At 43.9% G+C, this 18,252-nt stretch carries 10 protein-coding genes and 2 tRNA genes; 6 read left to right on the top strand and 6 right to left on the bottom strand.

Features of this window, described 5'->3' with window-relative positions; translation table 11 throughout:
- The first annotated feature begins 9 nt into the window (after positions 1-9).
- The 3 genes from EPL05_RS08325 (at position 10) to EPL05_RS08335 (ending at position 4,660) form a co-directional block, all read left to right on the top strand.
- Positions 10-870, top strand: a complete 861-nt coding sequence (locus EPL05_RS08325) for a PKD domain-containing protein (RefSeq protein ID WP_128533479.1) — start codon at positions 10-12, stop codon at positions 868-870.
- A 103-nt stretch (positions 871-973) separates the two neighbouring features.
- The gene (locus tag EPL05_RS08330) at positions 974-2,260 is read left to right on the top strand and encodes a sugar MFS transporter (RefSeq protein WP_128533480.1); all 1,287 of its coding nucleotides are present in this window, start codon (positions 974-976) and stop codon (positions 2,258-2,260) included.
- A gap of 204 nt (positions 2,261-2,464) precedes the next feature.
- Positions 2,465-4,660, top strand: coding sequence for an outer membrane protein assembly factor BamB family protein (locus tag EPL05_RS08335; RefSeq protein WP_128533481.1), 2,196 nt, complete (start codon positions 2,465-2,467; stop codon positions 4,658-4,660).
- A 26-nt stretch (positions 4,661-4,686) separates the two neighbouring features.
- On the opposite strand, the gene EPL05_RS08340 is transcribed toward EPL05_RS08335, so the two are convergent.
- Both EPL05_RS08340 and EPL05_RS08345 read right to left on the bottom strand, forming a co-directional pair.
- Entirely contained in the window at positions 4,687-7,215 is a 2,529-nt protein-coding gene (locus tag EPL05_RS08340; protein ID WP_128533482.1) for a response regulator, read from the bottom strand.
- Positions 7,206-8,918 (bottom strand): ligand-binding sensor domain-containing protein, encoded by a 1,713-nt coding sequence (locus tag EPL05_RS08345; RefSeq protein ID WP_128533483.1) that lies wholly within the window; start codon positions 8,916-8,918, stop codon positions 7,206-7,208. Before EPL05_RS08345 ends, EPL05_RS08340 begins: the two co-directional genes overlap by 10 nt.
- Positions 8,919-9,389: 471 nt before the next feature.
- On the opposite strand from EPL05_RS08345, the gene EPL05_RS08350 reads away from it, so the two are divergent.
- Positions 9,390-9,463, top strand: a tRNA-Pro gene (locus tag EPL05_RS08350).
- A 299-nt stretch (positions 9,464-9,762) separates the two neighbouring features.
- Here EPL05_RS08350 and EPL05_RS08355 read toward each other — a convergent pair.
- Positions 9,763-9,838 (bottom strand) — tRNA-Gly (locus EPL05_RS08355).
- A 656-nt stretch (positions 9,839-10,494) separates the two neighbouring features.
- Between EPL05_RS08355 and EPL05_RS08360 the strand changes: the two genes are divergently transcribed.
- A complete protein-coding gene (locus EPL05_RS08360; protein ID WP_128533484.1) occupies positions 10,495-11,415 on the top strand; it encodes an AraC family transcriptional regulator in 921 nt (306 codons plus the stop codon).
- Positions 11,412-11,885 (top strand): VOC family protein, encoded by a 474-nt coding sequence (locus EPL05_RS08365; protein WP_208394706.1) that lies wholly within the window; start codon positions 11,412-11,414, stop codon positions 11,883-11,885. The genes EPL05_RS08360 and EPL05_RS08365 overlap by 4 nt, the downstream gene beginning before the upstream one ends.
- A 507-nt stretch (positions 11,886-12,392) precedes the next feature.
- Here EPL05_RS08365 and EPL05_RS08370 read toward each other — a convergent pair.
- The 3 genes from EPL05_RS08370 to EPL05_RS08380 form a co-directional block, all read right to left on the bottom strand.
- Positions 12,393-13,469 carry a phosphatidylinositol-specific phospholipase C1-like protein gene (locus EPL05_RS08370; RefSeq protein ID WP_128533485.1) on the bottom strand — a complete coding sequence of 359 codons (1,077 nt, stop codon included), beginning with the start codon at positions 13,467-13,469 and terminating at the stop codon, positions 12,393-12,395.
- A 66-nt stretch (positions 13,470-13,535) separates the two neighbouring features.
- Positions 13,536-15,128: a RagB/SusD family nutrient uptake outer membrane protein gene (locus EPL05_RS08375; protein ID WP_128533486.1), complete on the bottom strand. Its 1,593-nt coding sequence runs from the start codon at positions 15,126-15,128 to the stop codon at positions 13,536-13,538.
- Positions 15,129-15,150: 22 nt separating this feature from the next.
- Complete coding sequence (locus tag EPL05_RS08380; protein ID WP_128533487.1) at positions 15,151-18,153, bottom strand: SusC/RagA family TonB-linked outer membrane protein; 3,003 nt, start codon at positions 18,151-18,153, stop codon at positions 15,151-15,153.
- Between the last annotated feature and the right edge of the window lie 99 nt (positions 18,154-18,252).

Genomic DNA, 18,252 nt, shown 5'->3' on the forward strand with positions numbered 1-18,252 from the left:
ATTAAAACGATGAAAAAAAATATTACCTACTTGTGCGGCTTGTTTATAGTCGTGCTGGCAATAAGTTCCTGCAAAAAGGGCGAGAACACCGGCAGCGGTACCAAAGCCGTATTTAGTTACGTGGCCGATGGTTACAATGTTAACTTCACCAATTTTTCTACCAATGCCACCGAATACAGCTGGGATTTTGGCGACGGCAGCGGCGAAGTATCCACCAGGAAAGCACCACAGCATATCTTCAAGAAAAAAGGCGATTTCCTGGTTTCGCTTACCGCGAAGAGTGGGTCAGCTACCAGCACTTTTATTGATACCGTGAGCATCATAGGCCCCAATATTAAAATTGACGGTGATTTTACCGACTGGCAATATGTTGACTATGCTTACACCAACACTTTACCATCGGGCGGTACGCTAACAGCTGTAAAAACATTCGCGTCATCAACCGAAATATTCTTCCTGCTGGAAGGTACTCCGGATATGAAGATGGAAATTTTGGACATGTACCTTGATACCGACAACAACAACGCAACCGGTTTCACGGTAGGGGCTTACCCGGTTAGTTCGGGTGCCGACCTGCTGATAGAGGGTAGCCTGGTTGGTGGCTGGGGTGGTGTTTACAAACATTCAGGGCCCCAAAGCGGATTTGGCTTCTCGCAGATCTATGACATGCCCGAAGTATTCCACTATTCTGCCTTTAAATCAGTAGCCGGTAAAACTGTTTTCGAATTCTCTATCCGTAAGGATAAGCTTGGCACAACCAAAGGCTTTGTAAATTATGCAATTATTGAGAGTACATCGGGTTACGCGCCAATAGGCACCATGCCAGAGAACGGGACGCCAACCGCTGCGTTCGGTAAAATAGCGCTGTAAACAAACAATTCCCTGCACTTCGATAGAAACTCACCGAGGTGCAGGGATTATATCAGCCCGGAATTCGCGGCGAAATGATCTTCTATTTAAATTATAAAACAATATGTCAACTGTACCGGCTATGGAGCTAAAAGCAAAAAAAGCTGCCCTGAACCCGATCATTATCATCGGCGCCCTCTTCTTTGTTTTTGGTTTTGTTACCTGGCTAAACGGTACGCTTATCCCGTTCCTGCAGCTTGCTTGCCAGCTCAGTACTTCCGAGGCGTTATTGGTAACGTTCGCGTTTTACATGGCGTACTTCTTTTTGTCGATACCGTCTTCGTACATTCTCAAAAAAACCGGTTTTAAAAATGGTATGTCGCTTGGCCTTTTTGTAATGGGTATAGGTGCCCTGATATTTGTTCCGGCTGCCAATACCCGGGCGTTCCCGCTTTTTTTGGTGGGCTTATTTGTGCAGGGGATGGGGCTTTCGTTATTGCAAACGGCATCTAATCCGTACATCGCAATTGTTGGGCCGATAGAAAGCGCCGCGCAACGCATCAGTATTATGGGCATCTGTAATAAGATAGCCGGGGTGCTTAGTCCGCTTATATTAAGCGCGCTGGTGCTTAAGGGCGCACAGGGTATCGAAACCCAGTTGGCGGCCCCTACGGACGCTCTGCAAAAGGAAACGTTGCTAAATGCACTTGCGGCGCGTGTGATTGCCCCTTACGTGGTTATGGCAATTGTATTGGCTGTATTGGCTTTGCTTATCAAATACTCATCCTTGCCGGAAATTAATACCGAAGAAGATGCAATTGCAGCAGATGGGAGCATAGTAGCTTCTAAATCGAGCGTGTTTAAATACAGAAACCTTAGTTTGGGGATCATCTGCCTGTTTTTGTACGTGGGTGTGGAAGTAATGGCCGGCGATGTAATTGGCAGCTACGGCAAGTCCTTAGGCATGAGCCTCGACCAAACGAAGATCTTCACCTCATACACTCTGGCATCGATGGTGATAGGCTATATCATCGGCATTGCAACCATCCCCAAATACATTAAACAGGAAAAAGCGTTAATGCTTTCGGCTTTAACCGGCATCTTGTTTTCGGTTGCAGCGTACCTTACAAGCGGGTACTTAAGCATTATGTTTATCGCCTTATTGGGCCTGGCCAATTCGCTGATGTGGCCAACCATATTCCCGTTGGCCATTAAAGGCTTGGGCAAGTACACCAAAATTGGTTCGGCTTTATTGGTTATGGCTATTGCAGGCGGTGCTATACTGCCGCAGGTGTATGCTTTGCTTGCTAAGAGCATAGGGGCGCAATCGGCGTTTTTATGCAGTATGGTGCCCTGCTATGTTTATATTTTTTACTATTCTGTGTCTGGTCATAAATCAGCTTCAAAGTAATCTGGCAGATCGGCACACACACCTATCGCATGAAGATGGTTTTTTATATTGGTTAATTGATTTTTGTTTAAAGCAGTGGAATGGGAGATGGCTTAACATGGGGCCGTCTCCAAACCGCTGACCACATCTGCATCCCCCTTCACGGCGCACCAAATTTTCCGTTTCCTTATTTTTTCATAGCTTGCCTTACCAATTTATAGCAGCATGAGATCAGTCCGTCTATTCCTATCCGTCATTTTTTTATCGGTTACCTTTTATTCCTGTAAACAGTCAACTTCCGGGTCAGGTGACGACTACAAAGGCTGGGGAGCCTACGCGGGTACCAAAGATGCGGCGCGATACTCTGCAAGCGAGGTGATCAATCTGCAAAACGTAGCTGGCCTTAAACAGACATGGGTATACACCTCTAATGATAGGGACACGGCCAACCGCACGCAAAATCAGTGCAATCCTATTATGGTTGATGGCGTACTCTACGGTTCTACACCAAAGCTTAAACTGTTCTCCTTAAACGCGGTAACCGGGAAGCAAAACTGGATTTTCGACCCTGCTTCGGTAGATACGGCTGCCAAATTCAATCCTATGTTTTATTACAAAGTAAACCGTGGCGTGGTGTACTGGCAAGATGCTGATGGCGGTAACAAGCGGCTGTTTTACAATGTAGGTAACAAAGTGTATTGCATCGATGCCGAAAAAGGTGTTCCCTTTACCAGTTTTGGCAATGGCGGTTATTTAGATATGACAGAAAATGTTGGCCGCGAGATCCACTCTTTCGTGGCATCAACCACCCCGGGCATTATTTATAAAGATGTATTGATTATGGGCGTTCGCGTGGCGGAAAGTGAAGACGCAGCGCCCGCACCAATAAGGGCTTATGACGTGCTTACCGGCAAACTGCGCTGGAGCTTTAACACCATACCACACCCGGGCGAAAAAGGGTACGAGACCTGGGAAAACAAAGATGCCTGGAAAAGCCTTGGCGGCGCAAACAACTGGTCGGGCATGTCACTGGACGAAAAGCGCGGGATAGTTTACATCCCTACAGGCTCTATAGGGGGCGATTTTTACGGAGGTAACCGCAAGGGTCAGAACCTATATGCCAACTCCCTGATAGCGCTGGATGCGGTCACAGGCAAATATATTTGGCATTACCAGTTTGTACACCACGACCTTTGGGACCGCGACCTGCCTGCAACCCCCAATTTAGTAACCATTAAACACGATGGCAAAGATGTTGATGCCGTAGCGCAGATAACCAAGAATGGCTATATATTTATGTTCGACCGTACTAACGGAAAACCAATTTTCCCAATAAACGAAACACCGGTACCTACCAATGGCCTGCCCGGTGAGCAGCCATGGCCAACGCAGCCCATACCAACCTTGCCCGAGCCTTTTGCCCGCCAAAAGTTCGGCCCGGAGGATGTTACCGATATCTCGCCGGAAACACATCAAGATATGATGGAGAAATATCTAAAAGTGAAGAACAGGGCGATGTTTAGCCCGCCCAGTAAGGATGGTGGCTGGATCTTCCCCGGTTTTGATGGAGGAGGCGAATGGGGCGGGGCTGCAGTTGACCAGCAAACCAAAATAATGTACATCAACAGCACAGAATTGCCATGGGCACAAGTAATGATAGATTTACCCAAAACGGACAATAACGATCATACCCTTGCGGGTACAGGGCACGCGTTCTATAACCAGCGCTGCATTGCCTGCCACGGTGCCGATTTAAAAGGCAACGGCAGCACCATCCCGTCACTGCTTAACCTGGAGAAGAAGTATAACGAGCTTCAAGCCAAAAGCATCATGGATAACGGGCGCAACATGATGCCATCGTTCAAAGCTATTCCCGAAGGGGAGAAGAAGGCCATATTAACCTTTCTGCTAAAAATACCGGAGAAAGAGGCAACCGGCCCAACCAGCAGGGGCGGACCACAACCCGCAATAGCCGAAACCAAAGGTGCCTTACCTGCCGCGCCATACACCATGGCAGGGTACAACCGCTTTGTTGACAAGGACGGCTACCCGGGCATTAAACCGCCATGGGGTACACTTAACGCCATAGACCTTACCAGCGGTAAATTGCTGTGGAAAGTGCCATTAGGCGAATATGCCGAACTAACCAAACGCGGTATCCCGATTACCGGTACCGAAACTTACGGGGGCCCACTGGTTACCAAAGGTGGGCTGGTATTTATTGCTGCTACGAAGGACGAGAAGATCCGCGCGTTCGATAAAAAAACCGGTAAAGTGGTTTGGGAAGCAAAACTGCTGGCTGCCGGGTACGCCACACCCGCCGCTTATGAGATAGATGGCAAACAGTATATTGTTATAGCTTGTGGTGGTGGTAAAATAGGGAGTAAGTCTGGTGATAGTTATGTTGCTTTTTCCTTGTAACGATAATAACAACGGCTGTATACCGGCTACGATTTAATATGATGGGCTTTGTTGTAAAGACCCTTTAACGATTGTATAAGCAACTCGAGGTTAAGAGGTTTAGATAGATAACCATTCATGCCAGCCTTGCAACAATTGTTTTCGTCTTCGGTGAGGGCGTTGGCTGTCATGGCCAATATGATTGTTTTAAGGCCGTATGTTTTGCGGATTAGCCGGGTTGCTTCCAATCCGTCGATATTTGGCATTTGGATATCCATCAATATAATATCATAGTATTTTTTACTCATCATATCCATCACCTCCCGCCCGTCATTAGCCAGATCGGGCTGGTAACCTAACTTGTTTAATATCCTGATGATGAGTTTCTGATTCATTAAATTGTCTTCGGCTATCAGCATCCTGAAAGGGTAATCCACCGCGAATTGCTCTGATAACAGCGACTTTTTGCTCTCCACCTTCACTATGGTATCCTTCGTTAGCTGGGCTTGCACAACATCGTATAAAGCCTGTTGCTTTACAGGCTTAGTAAGTACATTGTTAAAAAGGTGCGGATACATTTTTTTATTTTCATTACCTATCGAACTAAGCAGTATAATAGGTTGCAGGTTAGGTATGGCCCTTATTTGGGTGCTTAAGCTAACGCCATCCATATCAGGCATTTGCATGTCTGTTATAATAAGGTCAATTGCGTTATCGGCCTTAAGTATCTGCAATGCTTCGTAGGCTGATGAAACAGCAATCACGATCATCTTTATCTTCTCCAACTGCACCTTTAAAATGCGCAGGTTGGTGCTGTTATCGTCAATAATTAGTACGCGTTTGCCAATGCAAATTTGGTTGCCGTCGTTTTCTGAGGCAGTTGGTAATGCTGCTCCTTCTTTACAAAGAATCTCAAACGCAAAAGTACTGCCCGCCCCCTGCTTGCTTGTTACTTTAATGTGTCCGCCCATGAGTTTTACCAGTCTTTCGCTAATCACCAGGCCCAGTCCGCTGCCCCCGTATTTACGGGTTACCGATGAATCTATCTGGTTAAAGGCCCTAAACAGGTGCTCAAAATCTTTATTAGCGATGCCTATGCCGGTGTCGCGTACGGCAAAGGAGAGCCGCAGGCGATCTTCATCAATTTTAACACCCGTGACACCTACGTATATCTCACCTTTATGTGTGAATTTAGTAGCATTACCCACAAGGTTTACCAGCACCTGCCGCAAACGCGAGCCATCGCAGTGAATTTGGTTGGGAATATTATCGGCAATGTGGTAAATCAGCTCAATGCCCGCCTGCGACATCTTTTTCGCAAAAAGCCCAAATACATCTTCAATGCATTTTCTCAGCTCAAAATCGTGTTCATCAAGCCCCATGTTACCCGACTCTATTTTAGAAAAATCGAGAATATCATTTATAACGGTAAGCAACGACTCGCCACTGTTCAATATCGCATCGTTGTATTCGCGCTGCTCGGCGTTTAATTCGGTTTCTGAAAGGAGGGAGGCCATACCCAAAACACCGTTCATAGGCGTGCGGATCTCATGACTCATGGTAGCAAGAAACGTACTTTTGGCCAAATTTGCCTTATCGGCCTCTAACCGGGCCTGTTCTTCCTGCTCTTTTTGTGTTAGCAGCTCTTCAGATTGTGCTTGCAACTCTTCCGACTGCGCCTGCAATTCGCTTGCCTGTACCTGTAATTCGAGGTTGAGGGCTTTAAGATGCAGCGCCTGCTGACTTATCTGCTCTGTACGGTCTTCTACCTGCTTTTGCAGGCTCAGTTTTTGTCTGCGAAAGAAATTAAACCTCAGAATGTAAAAAACATAAGCGACGGCTATAAATAGTATTACGGCGAGCGTTCTAAACCACCACGTCATCCATAAAGGGGGCAGTATAATTATTTTGAGGGTGGTAGGTTTGTTATTCCAAATGCCATCGTTATTGGCTGCCTTAACTAAAAAAGTGTAAGTGCCGGGGTCGAGATTGGTATATGTGGCACTACGCTGGTTGCCCACATAACGCCACTCCGGATCAAAGCCTTCGAGTTTATAAGCGTATGAATTTTTTTGAGGTATGGTATAAGCCAGTGCCGAAAACCGGATGGTGAACACCGATTGAACATGATTTAAGGTAACTTCGCTGGCGTTAAGTATGCTCTGTTTTAGTGGCGAGTTTTCGCCATAATTTTGTACCGGCTTGTTAAATAATTCAAAGCCGCTTAGCACCACAGTGGGCTTGTTTGTATTAAAGGTAAGTTTATCCGGATCTATCAGGTTGAAACCGTTTATGCTCCCCATGGCAATTTGCCCGTTGGGTAATTTTGCGCCGCTGCCCAAATTAAATTCCTGGGTTTTTAGGCCATTATATTCATCAAAGTTTTTGAAGGTTTTGGTGCCTGGGTCGAACCGGATGATGCCTTTTAGCGAACTGAGCCATAAATATCCGCTTGCATCCTCCCTGATGTAATTTATAGTGTTGTTTATAAGGCCGTTATTGTCTGTGTAACTGGTAATCTTCCTGGTTTTGTAATCATAGCAATTAAGGCCGCCTTCCATGGTTCCTATCCACATGTGGCCTTGTTATCTTCATAAAAGCAACTGATCACATCGCTGCTAAGACCGCTGTTTTTGCTGTTAATGTGTGTGAATTTGTTGGATCGCGCATCGTATACCGATACACCATTGGAATAACCTCCCGCCCATATATTGCCATTTTTATCGCAGTAAAGGGCCTCAATTGCGTTATCGGCTATCGAGTTTGGGTTTTTATCATCATGAAGGAATTTTTTAAAAGTTTCGGTTTTGGGGTCAAAAACATTTACTCCGCCTGCATTGGTACCCATCCATATCTGGCTGTTATTATCCTCAGCTAAAGCATAAACCGAAGCGTTATTTAAATTGCCGGTGCCCTGGCCAATAGTGTAATTTTTAAATTGCCCGGTTTTAATATCATAGCGGTCTACGCCGTTGCTGTAAAACCCTACCCAAACGGTCGTGTTGGCTTTATTGATGAATATACATGAGGTGTAATTTGTTGTGATAGCATTTTTATTAATGGCATTATGGCTATAAAGGGTATATTTAGCCCTGGCGCGGTCATAATAGGCCATGCCGGCATCGGTAGCCAGGTATAAGTTGCTGTTTTTATCTGCCGCTATTCCCCGGATGATGTTGGCGATAGATGGATTGGTATTAGCCGAGGCTTTATAAGAAGGGAACAGGTTTAGGTTGCTATCGTACTTTAAGATACCCTCGCTGGAAGTGCCTATCCATAAGGCTTTTTGCTTATCTATCCATAATGCGTAAATGCCATCGTTTGGCATGTTATCTTGCTCCGTTGGCTGGCTGTTTATATCTATAAACACTTTTTTATTAACATCAAACAACTGTAATGTGGTGTTTGTACCAACCCATAGTTTGCCCGCAAAATTGGGCGTTAAGCTGTAAATTGGGTTATCGCCGTTTAGTGTGTATTTATCGCGCTCAGTGGCATACACCGTAAAAGTCGAATCAGCATTCAATAAATTTAGCCCATTGTAAGTGGCAAGCCATAAATTATGGCGCTCATCTTCGGCTATCGAGGTTATAATGTTATCGCTGATGCTTTTCTTATCAGCCTTACTGTGTGCAAAGTGAGTAAAGCCGTTGGTGCGTGTGTTTAACAGGTTTAGCCCTTTATCGGTGCCTATCCAAAGCCGGCCTGTGCTATCCTCGTATATGGTGTAGATGGCAGAGCTGCTTAAACTGTTAGGCAGGTTGTTGTGGTAGTATTGTTTAAAGCTGTTTGTTTTTTTATCATATAGGTTTAGTCCGTTATCTGTACCTACCCATAAATTCTTTTTGCGGTCGGTATAAACGTAGGTGATGTTATTATTGCTTATCGATGTGTTGTTTTTCTCGTCGTGTTTGTAGTTTATGAACCAATCGTAGGCGCGGTTATATTTGCTTAGCCCGCCTATACGCGTTGCCGCCCATATATTACCATCGGCATCTTCACAAACGGCCAGTACGTTATTAGCTGGTAAACTCTTGCTGTTGTTGCGTATGTGCTTGTAAGTGGTATAGTTATAGCCATCGTATTTGTTTAGCCCATCCTGTGTGCCAAACCACATAAAGCCGTACTTATCCTGGTAAATACATTGGATAGAATTTTGCGAAATGGCATTGGCACTATAAATATTGGTAAGTTTTTGAACAATACCCTGTGCAGAAACGTATGCTTTCTGAGTAGCAAGAAAAATCAACAGTAAAAAAAGCAGACGTTTAATATGCATTCAGGTGGCCGGGGTCAGTATCTTTTATACGCAAAATTTGTTTAAAGGTTTAAATATGGGCATTTTAAAAGAGATGGGGCAAAGCTTTTTACATATTGCGTGGTAATAGCACTATTACAAGTAAGTTGGCAATAAGGCGACGTTGCACTTTTAATAATAAAAAGCCCGGGCCATCGCTGGACACCGAGCTTTCACTAACACCCCCCGGTAGAAAGATCTTCTTTTATGTTTTTGATCGCCTCGTTAGTTATTGATTGGCATAAAGTGACAGTAAATTAAACAAGCCATCAATACTACATCTGTAGTATTTTAAGCATGGTGGCACTCAAAAGGGCGTGGGGCTTAAACAGCGAAAAATAATTTTACGCTTAAGTTTTTGCAAATGAATTTGTTAGCGGCGCTGCAGTAAATTCTTTAAAAAAAAGTTTTGCAACTCGGTTTAAAATCCTACTTTTGCAATCCCAATCGGAACGGGATGTAGCGTAGCCCGGTATCGCGCCACATTTGGGATGTGGAGGCCGCAGGTTCGAATCCTGCCATCCCGACAACAAGCGATACCAAATCAAATAAAAACCCTCTTAATCGAAAGATTGAGAGGGTTTTTTATGTTGTGCATTCTACGTGGGTTGCAACAACGGCAGCGCCACGTCGGCGCCAAGGGCTTCGTTGCAAGTAGAAAAGTTGTGGGGTAAAAGGAAAAGTATTTGTTTTGTTGAAACAAATACGGAGTCGGGCCTATTGCGGATCAAGCCCCAAACTTTTCGGACTGATCCCTGATCTCCTATTGCCCTAATCAAAATGTATAATAAACAAAAAAACCTTCTGGATATCGGAAGGGTTTTTTTGGAGCGAAAGACGAGATTCGAACTCGCGACCCCGACCTTGGCAAGGTCGTGCTCTACCAACTGAGCTACTTTCGCATTTTGTACTCAGAGCGGGAATTGAACCCGGTATGCAAATGCCTTAATATTAATATGTTATAAAGTATTTTTTAAACTACTCAATGAATCATTCAATAAACATATTGTCGACTATTCCGACGACTCTTCAAAGGTAATATAAAAATGTTTAATCTAAATAAGTTATACGAATATTCTTTAATCACAGTGCGAGATAAGAATAATGTTTGGAATAGCTATGTTCCTGAACCTAACTAAAAGCGGTTCTGTTAATCAATGAGTTATCGTATTTTTTAAATCATTGCCACGCTGTTACCACGACAAGAAAAAAAGGTAATAGTCAAAAAACAACAGTTACTCCGCCTGTCATATTATCAATTATCATTTTGCAGCAGCAGCCACATCGTTATAACTGTAAATCGTTTTCTTATTTAGAAGATAAGAAAAATCACTGATTTTATATCATAAATGTTTAGCCTAAATAGAATAAAACACCATTTGAGAAAAGTCACGGCATCTGACTGTTATTCAGCGCGTCCCTGGTCCGAGTCCAGGCTCAGGACATTTTTACCTGATTACATAAGTGTAAAAAGACGAACAACCATTAATTGTTTTTGAACTTATGATGTAGGCCTGCTGTATCTGACTGATCTGTATATTGCAGAATAAATAAACTTATGAACAGATCAACTGATATTTATCAACGAAGAATAAATCAGGTCATTGATCACTTGATTAATAACTTGGACAAGTCTGTTTCCCTCGACGAATTAGCTTCCGTTGCTTTTTTTTCTCCTTTTCATTTTCACCGTGTTTTCGTTGCTATGATGGGTGAAACCGTAAACGCTTTCACCAACAGGATGCGCAATGAAAAAACTGCGCGTCTTCTTAGGTTGTCCAAAAAAACAATTGCTGAAATTGCAACTGAGTGCGGTTTTTCATCTACGGCAACGTTGTCGCGTTCATTTAAAAAATATTTCGGCGTTTCGCCGGGTCAATATCGAAAAGGAGAAAAAATAAAAAACAGCAAGATTCGCAAAGATTTACAACCAATAACTGAATATCATTGTGACTTGACGCCGGAAGAACTGGAACAACTTTTTCCTGTTCGAATTAAGCATTTGCCGGAAAGGAGGATCGCATACATTAGGGTGACGGATGCATTTAAAAAAGGCATAGTCATCACTGCATTTGCGAAACTGATCGATTGGTCAAAAGAGGTCGGCCTGTATGGATCGGAGACTATTTTTGGCATGTCGAAGGACGACCCTGAAGTAACTCCAAAAGAGAAATACAGGTATGAAGCATGCATTACGCTGCCAAAAGATTTTAAGATGACTGCGGACAGCCCGGTACAAAGGACTGTCCTGCCTGCATGTAAATATGCTTTTACCAAAGTATCAGGTGATATCAATTTGGTAGCAGCTGGTATAAATTATCTTTTTGATTACTGGCTGATCAACAGTGAGTATGAATGCGAGACGCAACCCGGATTGGAAGTGTTCTTAGATAGGGAGAATGTATGCAACTGGAGCCATTTCGATTTGGATATCGGGATTCCCGTTAAAGCAATAAATAATTTCAAATCAAAAAAATGAAAAAAATAGTCTTGCTCCCCATAGTTATAGCCGCTTCCTTTCTATCAGGCTTTAAGGTAAACACAATCATTATTAACAATAATCAAAAAATGAAAAAAGTAACAGGTATAGGGGGGCTATTTTTTAAATGCAAGGATCCGAAAGCGATCAACGAATGGTATAAATTTCATCTCGGTTTCGACACCACGCCATACGGAGCAAGTTTTGAGTGGCGCGAGGCAGGAGACTGTAAAAAAAAGGGACTTACCCAATGGAATCCGTTTCCGGAAAATACAAAATATTTCGCGCCCTCGACCAAGGATTTTATGATCAATTACAGGGTTGATGATCTGGAGAGATTGGTTGAAGAGCTCAGGAAAGAAAATGTGACCATCGTTGATAAGATAGAAACGTTCGCCTACGGTAAATTTGTTCATATTTTAGATCTTGAAGGAAACAAAATTCAACTGTGGGAACCAAAAGATCAATAGGCAAATATGGCAAAGACAAAACAGCCGAAAAAAATGTAAGCGTACCGGATTTTATTGAATCATTCGCCCCCAGATTATTAGTCTAAGGTACGCATGTTAACAGGCAGGTAAACCAGTCGTTAGTTGGAAAAAAACAATACACATCGTTACAAGCAGCTTAGATTTCTTTTCTCGCCGGGCTCGATGGGCATCGACTAACAAAGAATGATATTTCCGCCGGCGTAATGGTCTTTGTATTGTATTACCTTATAAATGGCTCGGCACCGTAACTGTTAACTTCTTTAAGCTATATACAGTTTAGTACCAAAGTTCCGCACTTGACTCTGATCCTATCGGTTAAAGCTTTGTCATTAAATCCAGTTAGCTTGCGGCAAAACTCCTCCGTCGGCAGTTCGGTACCGATATTTTGCCCCTGGTACTCCATTCCTGCGTTGAAAGTATAGTTATCCAAAGTATAGCTGCGTCAGCCAACCAGGCCATTTAAGATCCATGCCAGGCGATGCTGATTTATTGCTTTCCGGTAAATAAAGGGTTAGTTCTTAAATAGCCACCATCTGCAAAGCTGATGATATACTCTGATTTAAAGTGGTTGCTCTTTTTATAGTAATCGGTAGAAATGATCTGTGCGCCTGATTGCTGCGCTGCCACGAAGCTGCTTTTATCATTAGTCCTTGCTTCTTCGGTGTCGCTGTCTGCACGGGTGCGAATGATGTATCCTTTTTTTACCAGCGCGGTAATTTGTGCTTGCTGTTTTTTGGCATCGTTCATTACGTAAATAGCCGATTCTGGGGCACCCGGCTCGGAATTGGTGAATAACACCCTGCCTTTTAAGGATGGGTGGCCGGCAATGTAAATGTCTGTTTTAGGTTTTGGCTCGTCCAGCAAAAAAATAAACTTGCCCTTGGCTTGTTTCAGAGTCGGCCAGTTTTGGTGCAAAACAGCTTGCTCCAAAGTACTGTATTTACCACGTACATTATCTGGTGTTAGCACATGGTCCATTCCTAAATTGTCGGCAATCTCTTTATCCAGCTTATCATAAATGCGCGAGTCAAATTTATCCGGAATGGTAAAGCCAGGTTTCTTCATCGGCTCATCTTTAGCATTCATGGTGATAAATATTGGGTTATGGTCCGGGTGAGCGTCAGACCATTTCCTCAATTCCTGCAGGCATTGCTTAAACGTAGCGCACTGGCTCCTGAAATCGATATCCTGGATATGGAAAACTTTAAAACCAGGTTGTTTCATTATGCCGTCGGTATCAAATGCCGGTTGGCCGGGTACCCAATCCAAGCCTTTCGGGTGGGCATATTTACCGCCAAGGGTATCGGCATAAACGTCTATTTCCAAATCCAGCAATCCTAAATCCAGTTGCTCGGTAAGGGTGCTGTGCTCATAATCTATCTTGCTCATCGCCACAGAATCGCGGCCTTGCAGCATTTTAAATAACCTGGGGTCGATGGCTTTTTTATAGCTGTTGTGCGAGCCTATTATTTGCACATGGTTAATAGGTGTGTTGTCGCCTGGTTTGTTGCCAGTTGTTAACGAACAGGCTGCAACCAGCAATAAACCGAATGTAATTTTCATGGGTTTTAAATTAGAAACAGCCCCGACGGAAGAAAGTTGGGGCTGTTTGTGTGTTTATTTGTTTTATTAATAACCCGGGTTTTGAACCAGGTTTGGGTTAAGTTTAATTTCCTGCGCAGGTATCGGAAAAAGCCTGCGGTTAACGTCCTTATTCATGGTAAGCACATCGTTTGGTAGTGGGTATTCCACTTCATACTGCCCAAAACGGATCAGGTCGTTACGGCGCCATGCTTCCCATGAAAACTCGCGGGCGCGCTCATCAAGCAGGCCTTGCAGATCAATACCGGCTACCGCTGGTGCACCGGCACGGGCGCGGATCTTGTTAACCAAAACATCTGGTGTTTGTAACTCGCCGTTAACGCTGGTGGCAGCAGCTCCACGTAAAATAGCTTCGGCTTTCATCATTATCACATCGGCCAAACGGAAAACAGGCACATCATTACCATTTAAACGGGTGGCCTGTATAATTGTAGGATCGGGATAATATTTCATCGAGCGTACACCTTCCGATTGACTTGCTATGGTATTACCCAGATCCATCGGCTTGCCGGGCACCAAAGTTAGTTTAGGCTCTATAACTATTTGCGTTGTGGTACCAGGGTAATATACCGGCTGGCTTGTAAAACCTCCATTACCATCAGGTGCAAATTGCGGGCCTGCCAGCCACGTTCTTGTACGCGCATCACCTGTTAAGTTAAACCTGTTATAAAACTCGGGCGTGGTACTCATAGCAATACTTAAACCTACGTTGAAACCATAAGCATTTACCAGGTAGTAAAAGAAACCGAAACGGGTGAACTGGTTACCCGGTATTTGCTGATCGTAAGGGATAGCAAATATGGTTTCGTTTATCTGCGGGCCATTATTTGGTAAAAACACATCGCGGAATTTCGCATCAAGACTGTAGTTCTTGTTTTTAATTACGCTATCAGCCATTGCAACTGCTTCGGTATATTTAGCAGCGCCAGTGTATACTTGGGCGTTAAGGTACATTTTTGCTAAAAGAGCAAATACCATCCCTTTTGTTGGGCGGCCATAATATAAAGTGTTTAAAGTACTGTTATTGGTTTTTTCGGGCAACTGCTGCACTACGCTTAATAGTTCACTTTCTATATACTGAAAGGCTTTAGCACGCGATTGGGTAGCTGGCTGTGTGGTCACCGGAAATTCTGTTATCAATGGAATATTGCCATATAAATCCATCATAAAATAGTTATATAAAGCACGCATAGCTTTAACCTCGGCAATAGAAGCCGCTTTTTTAGCGTCAGATGATGGGCCTGCGTTAATTACGCTGATGATGCGGTTACAGGTATTGATACCGCCAAAGCCCCACTGCCATATAGCCGTAACGTTTGGATGATCGAACGTCCAGGTGTGGTAATGCAGTTGGCGGTACTGGCCACCATCATCAAAGTTACCGTCGCGGGCAGGTAGTATAGCCTCATCTGTAGATAGCTCTTGCATACGCCAATAGGGTACCGCAAATTGCGACGACAGGTTGGAGTAAATCGTACCGATCAATGCGTTATAGTCCGCGTCGGTAACAGGGAAGTTTGATTTTACGTACTGCGATTCTACCGGCACATCTAACTTGGTGCAAGAGTAGGCGCCGGCAAGTACTGCAATGCTGGCACATAATATAAATATCTTTTTCATCTGTATTTATTGATATGGATGTTTAAAATGAAGCGGTTACACCAACACTAAACGTGCGGGTTTTAGGATAAAAATCTTTGTTATCAATCCCAGGGGTTAAGCCACCGATGTTTATTTCTGGGTCTACACCGCGGTATTTGGTGATCACAAAGATGTTATTGCCCGAAAGGTACAGGCGGATATTCTTTATAGCTTTCACATTCGGCCTGATGGTGTAACCCAATGTGGCGTTATCTAAACGCAGGTACGAGCCGTTTTCCAGAAAACGATCTGATACGAGGTAGCCGTTAACATCTTTAAACGATTCGCCCAATGTGAACCTCGGGATATTCTGGAACTTAGAATCGGCCGGGTTGTTTAATGATGCAAGCGTAGCGTTCAAGATCTGGTTGCCATAAACACCGCGTACCAGGAAGTTGAAATCGAAGCTTTTGTAATTAAAGCTGTTGCTCCAGCCGTAAATTAGTTTTGGCTGCGCACTGCCGGTAACGCGCTGATCGGTAGTAAGCGGTTGAGCTGCCGTAGTTGTTCCATCTGCTTTTTGGTAGGTGCTTACACCGTTTGCATCTTTACCCAAATAGTGCCACAGGTAATAGGTGCCGATAGCATAACCCGGCTGAATAATTTGGCTGCTCAAAAACGACTGCCCTTTACCCCCAAGCTGTGCTGTAAGAAGGTTAGGAATAGTAAATTGCGCGTTAGACAAACTCTCCACCACGTTTTTATTATGCGATACGTTGATAGATGAGCGCCAGGTAAAGCTGTTTGTTTTTACCGGTATGGCACTTAACGCTACTTCGATACCGCTGTTTTTAATCTTACCAACGTTAGCCGTTAATAAAGGCACAAAGTATTGAGTAGTTGATACGATGTAGTCAGTAATTAAATCTGAAGTTTTCTTGATATAATAATCTACCGAACCAGTTAAGCGGTTACCGAATAAACCAAAATCTAAGCCGATGTTGGTAGTAGCTGTGCTCTCCCATTTCAAATCAAGGTTTTCGTTACGTACGGGGCCAATAGGGTTAGTGATAACACCATTGTTGAGGAATTTACCACCACCCGGAGGGATGCCGTAAATTAACTGCGCGGTAAAGGCGTCGAAACCTAAGCTGTTACCCGATACACCGTAACCGGCACGTAATTTCAGGTCGCTGATAACAGGGATTTTTTCCATGAACTTTTCGCTGATAATTCTCCAGCCAACAGAGGCTGCCGGGAAGTAACCGTGGCGCTGATTGATGCCAAATGTAGATGAGCCGTCTTCCCTTAACGATGCCTGCAATAAGTACTTATCGTTGTACTGGTATTGCACACGCCCATAGTAAGAGATCAATCTCCGGGTTGAGATATAATTTTGGTCGAACTTGATCTGCGCCAGGTTGCTTGGGTTAGAAAGGAACAAATTGTTAAAAGTTAAATTATCGTTAGAAAAACCCTGGGTCTGCACACCAAAACCATCGTTGGTACGGTCTTGCTGGTAGGAGTAACCACCTAATAGCTTGACGCTGTGAAGGCCGAAGTCCCTGTCGTAATTTAAGAATGCTTCTACTACATCGCTGGTGTTTTTATACGCTGTGCGGTTAGCAACGCCATTTAAACCTACTGCCAGGCCCGATTTGCTATTTAAATAGCTGTTAACATTATTCTGATCTTTTTGCGTTGACCCATTCAGCGTAAACTTTAAACCTTTTAATATATCTACCGAGGCGAAGCCATTAATAAGGGTTTTATTATTGTCGGTTTTAACAAAATTGTTATCAATAAGCGATAGCGGGTTTAAAGTACCGCTGCCTGTACGGGCAAAGTTTTCTTTGTAGCTGCCATCGGGATTAAACGGACTAACAGTTGGCAGGTAAAACAATATACCCGATAGTACTTGGCTCTGCACAATATCATCGCTTTTTGTTGCGCTGTTTGTAAGGGTTATGCCAAGTTTAAGTCGGTCGTTAAAAAAACGCTGGTTGATGTATCCTTTAAAGATAGTACGCTCCAAGCTGGTGTTCTTTAATATACCATCGTTTTTAAAGTAGTTTACACTTGCACCGTATTCGGCGTTATTGCCTGCACCGCTATAGGAAAGGTTATGATTTTGCGAATAGCTTTTCCTTTCTGCAAGTTTTTGCCAGTTGGTGTTAGATCCGTCATCATCCAGGGGCTTAGCCAAAGCTTTTACGCCATTATCCGATAAGTATTTGCGCAGTTCGTCTCCGGTTAGTACATCTATCTGTTTAGATACCTTTTCCATGGCACCGTAAGCGCTGTAACTAAGCCGGGTTTGGCCTGCCCTCGCTTTGCGCGTGGTAACAATAATTACCCCGTTTGCCGCACGCGAACCATAAATTGCTGTAGAGGACGCGTCTTTTAAAACGTCGATGCTTTCGATATCGGCAGGGGCAAGCAGGTCTATAGAAGCACCCGGTACACCATCAATTACATAAAATGGCTGCTGTGCGGCGCCTTCGCGCAGGGTAGAGGGGCCACGCAGTATAGTAGCCGGCTGCTTGTTAGGGTCGCCGCTTTTTGTAATGTTTAACCCCGCAACTTTACCCTGCAAAAGTTCGGCAGGGGTAGTTAGCACGCCGGCGTTAAACTCTTCGGCTTTTACCGAAGTGATGGCACCGGTAACATCCTTTTTACTGGAGGTGCCGTATCCTATCACTACAACATCTTTTAATTGCCTCGCATCAGGAAGCAGACTGACGTTTACAGTGTTATCGGCCCCAACTTTTACATCCCTGGAAGTATAGCCAATGAAGCTGAACCTTAAAGTAACAATGTTGCCCGATACGCTTACCGCATATTTACCGTTTACATCGGTCATCACTCCGTTACCGCTGCTGGTAATTGTTACAGAAACACCTGGGAGAGGCTGGTTTTTTTCGTCGGTAACGGCACCGCTCACGGTACGCCCGGTTTGGGAAAATGCAGGTAATACGTTAATGACCATTGCGCAAAGTAGTATTATCCATTGCCGTGAATGATAATTTTTGCTGGTAATAAAGCGCTGGTAAATTTTTTTCATAAATGAATTGTTTTGTGGAGAGATATAGCCCGATTGAATTAACTGCAAATATATTTAGGCTTTATTAGCAAAATATCAACTGACCATTAGGTTATTAAT

The sequence above is a fragment of the Mucilaginibacter gilvus genome (genome assembly GCF_004054195.1).
GTDB lineage: Bacteria > Bacteroidota > Bacteroidia > Sphingobacteriales > Sphingobacteriaceae > Mucilaginibacter > Mucilaginibacter gilvus.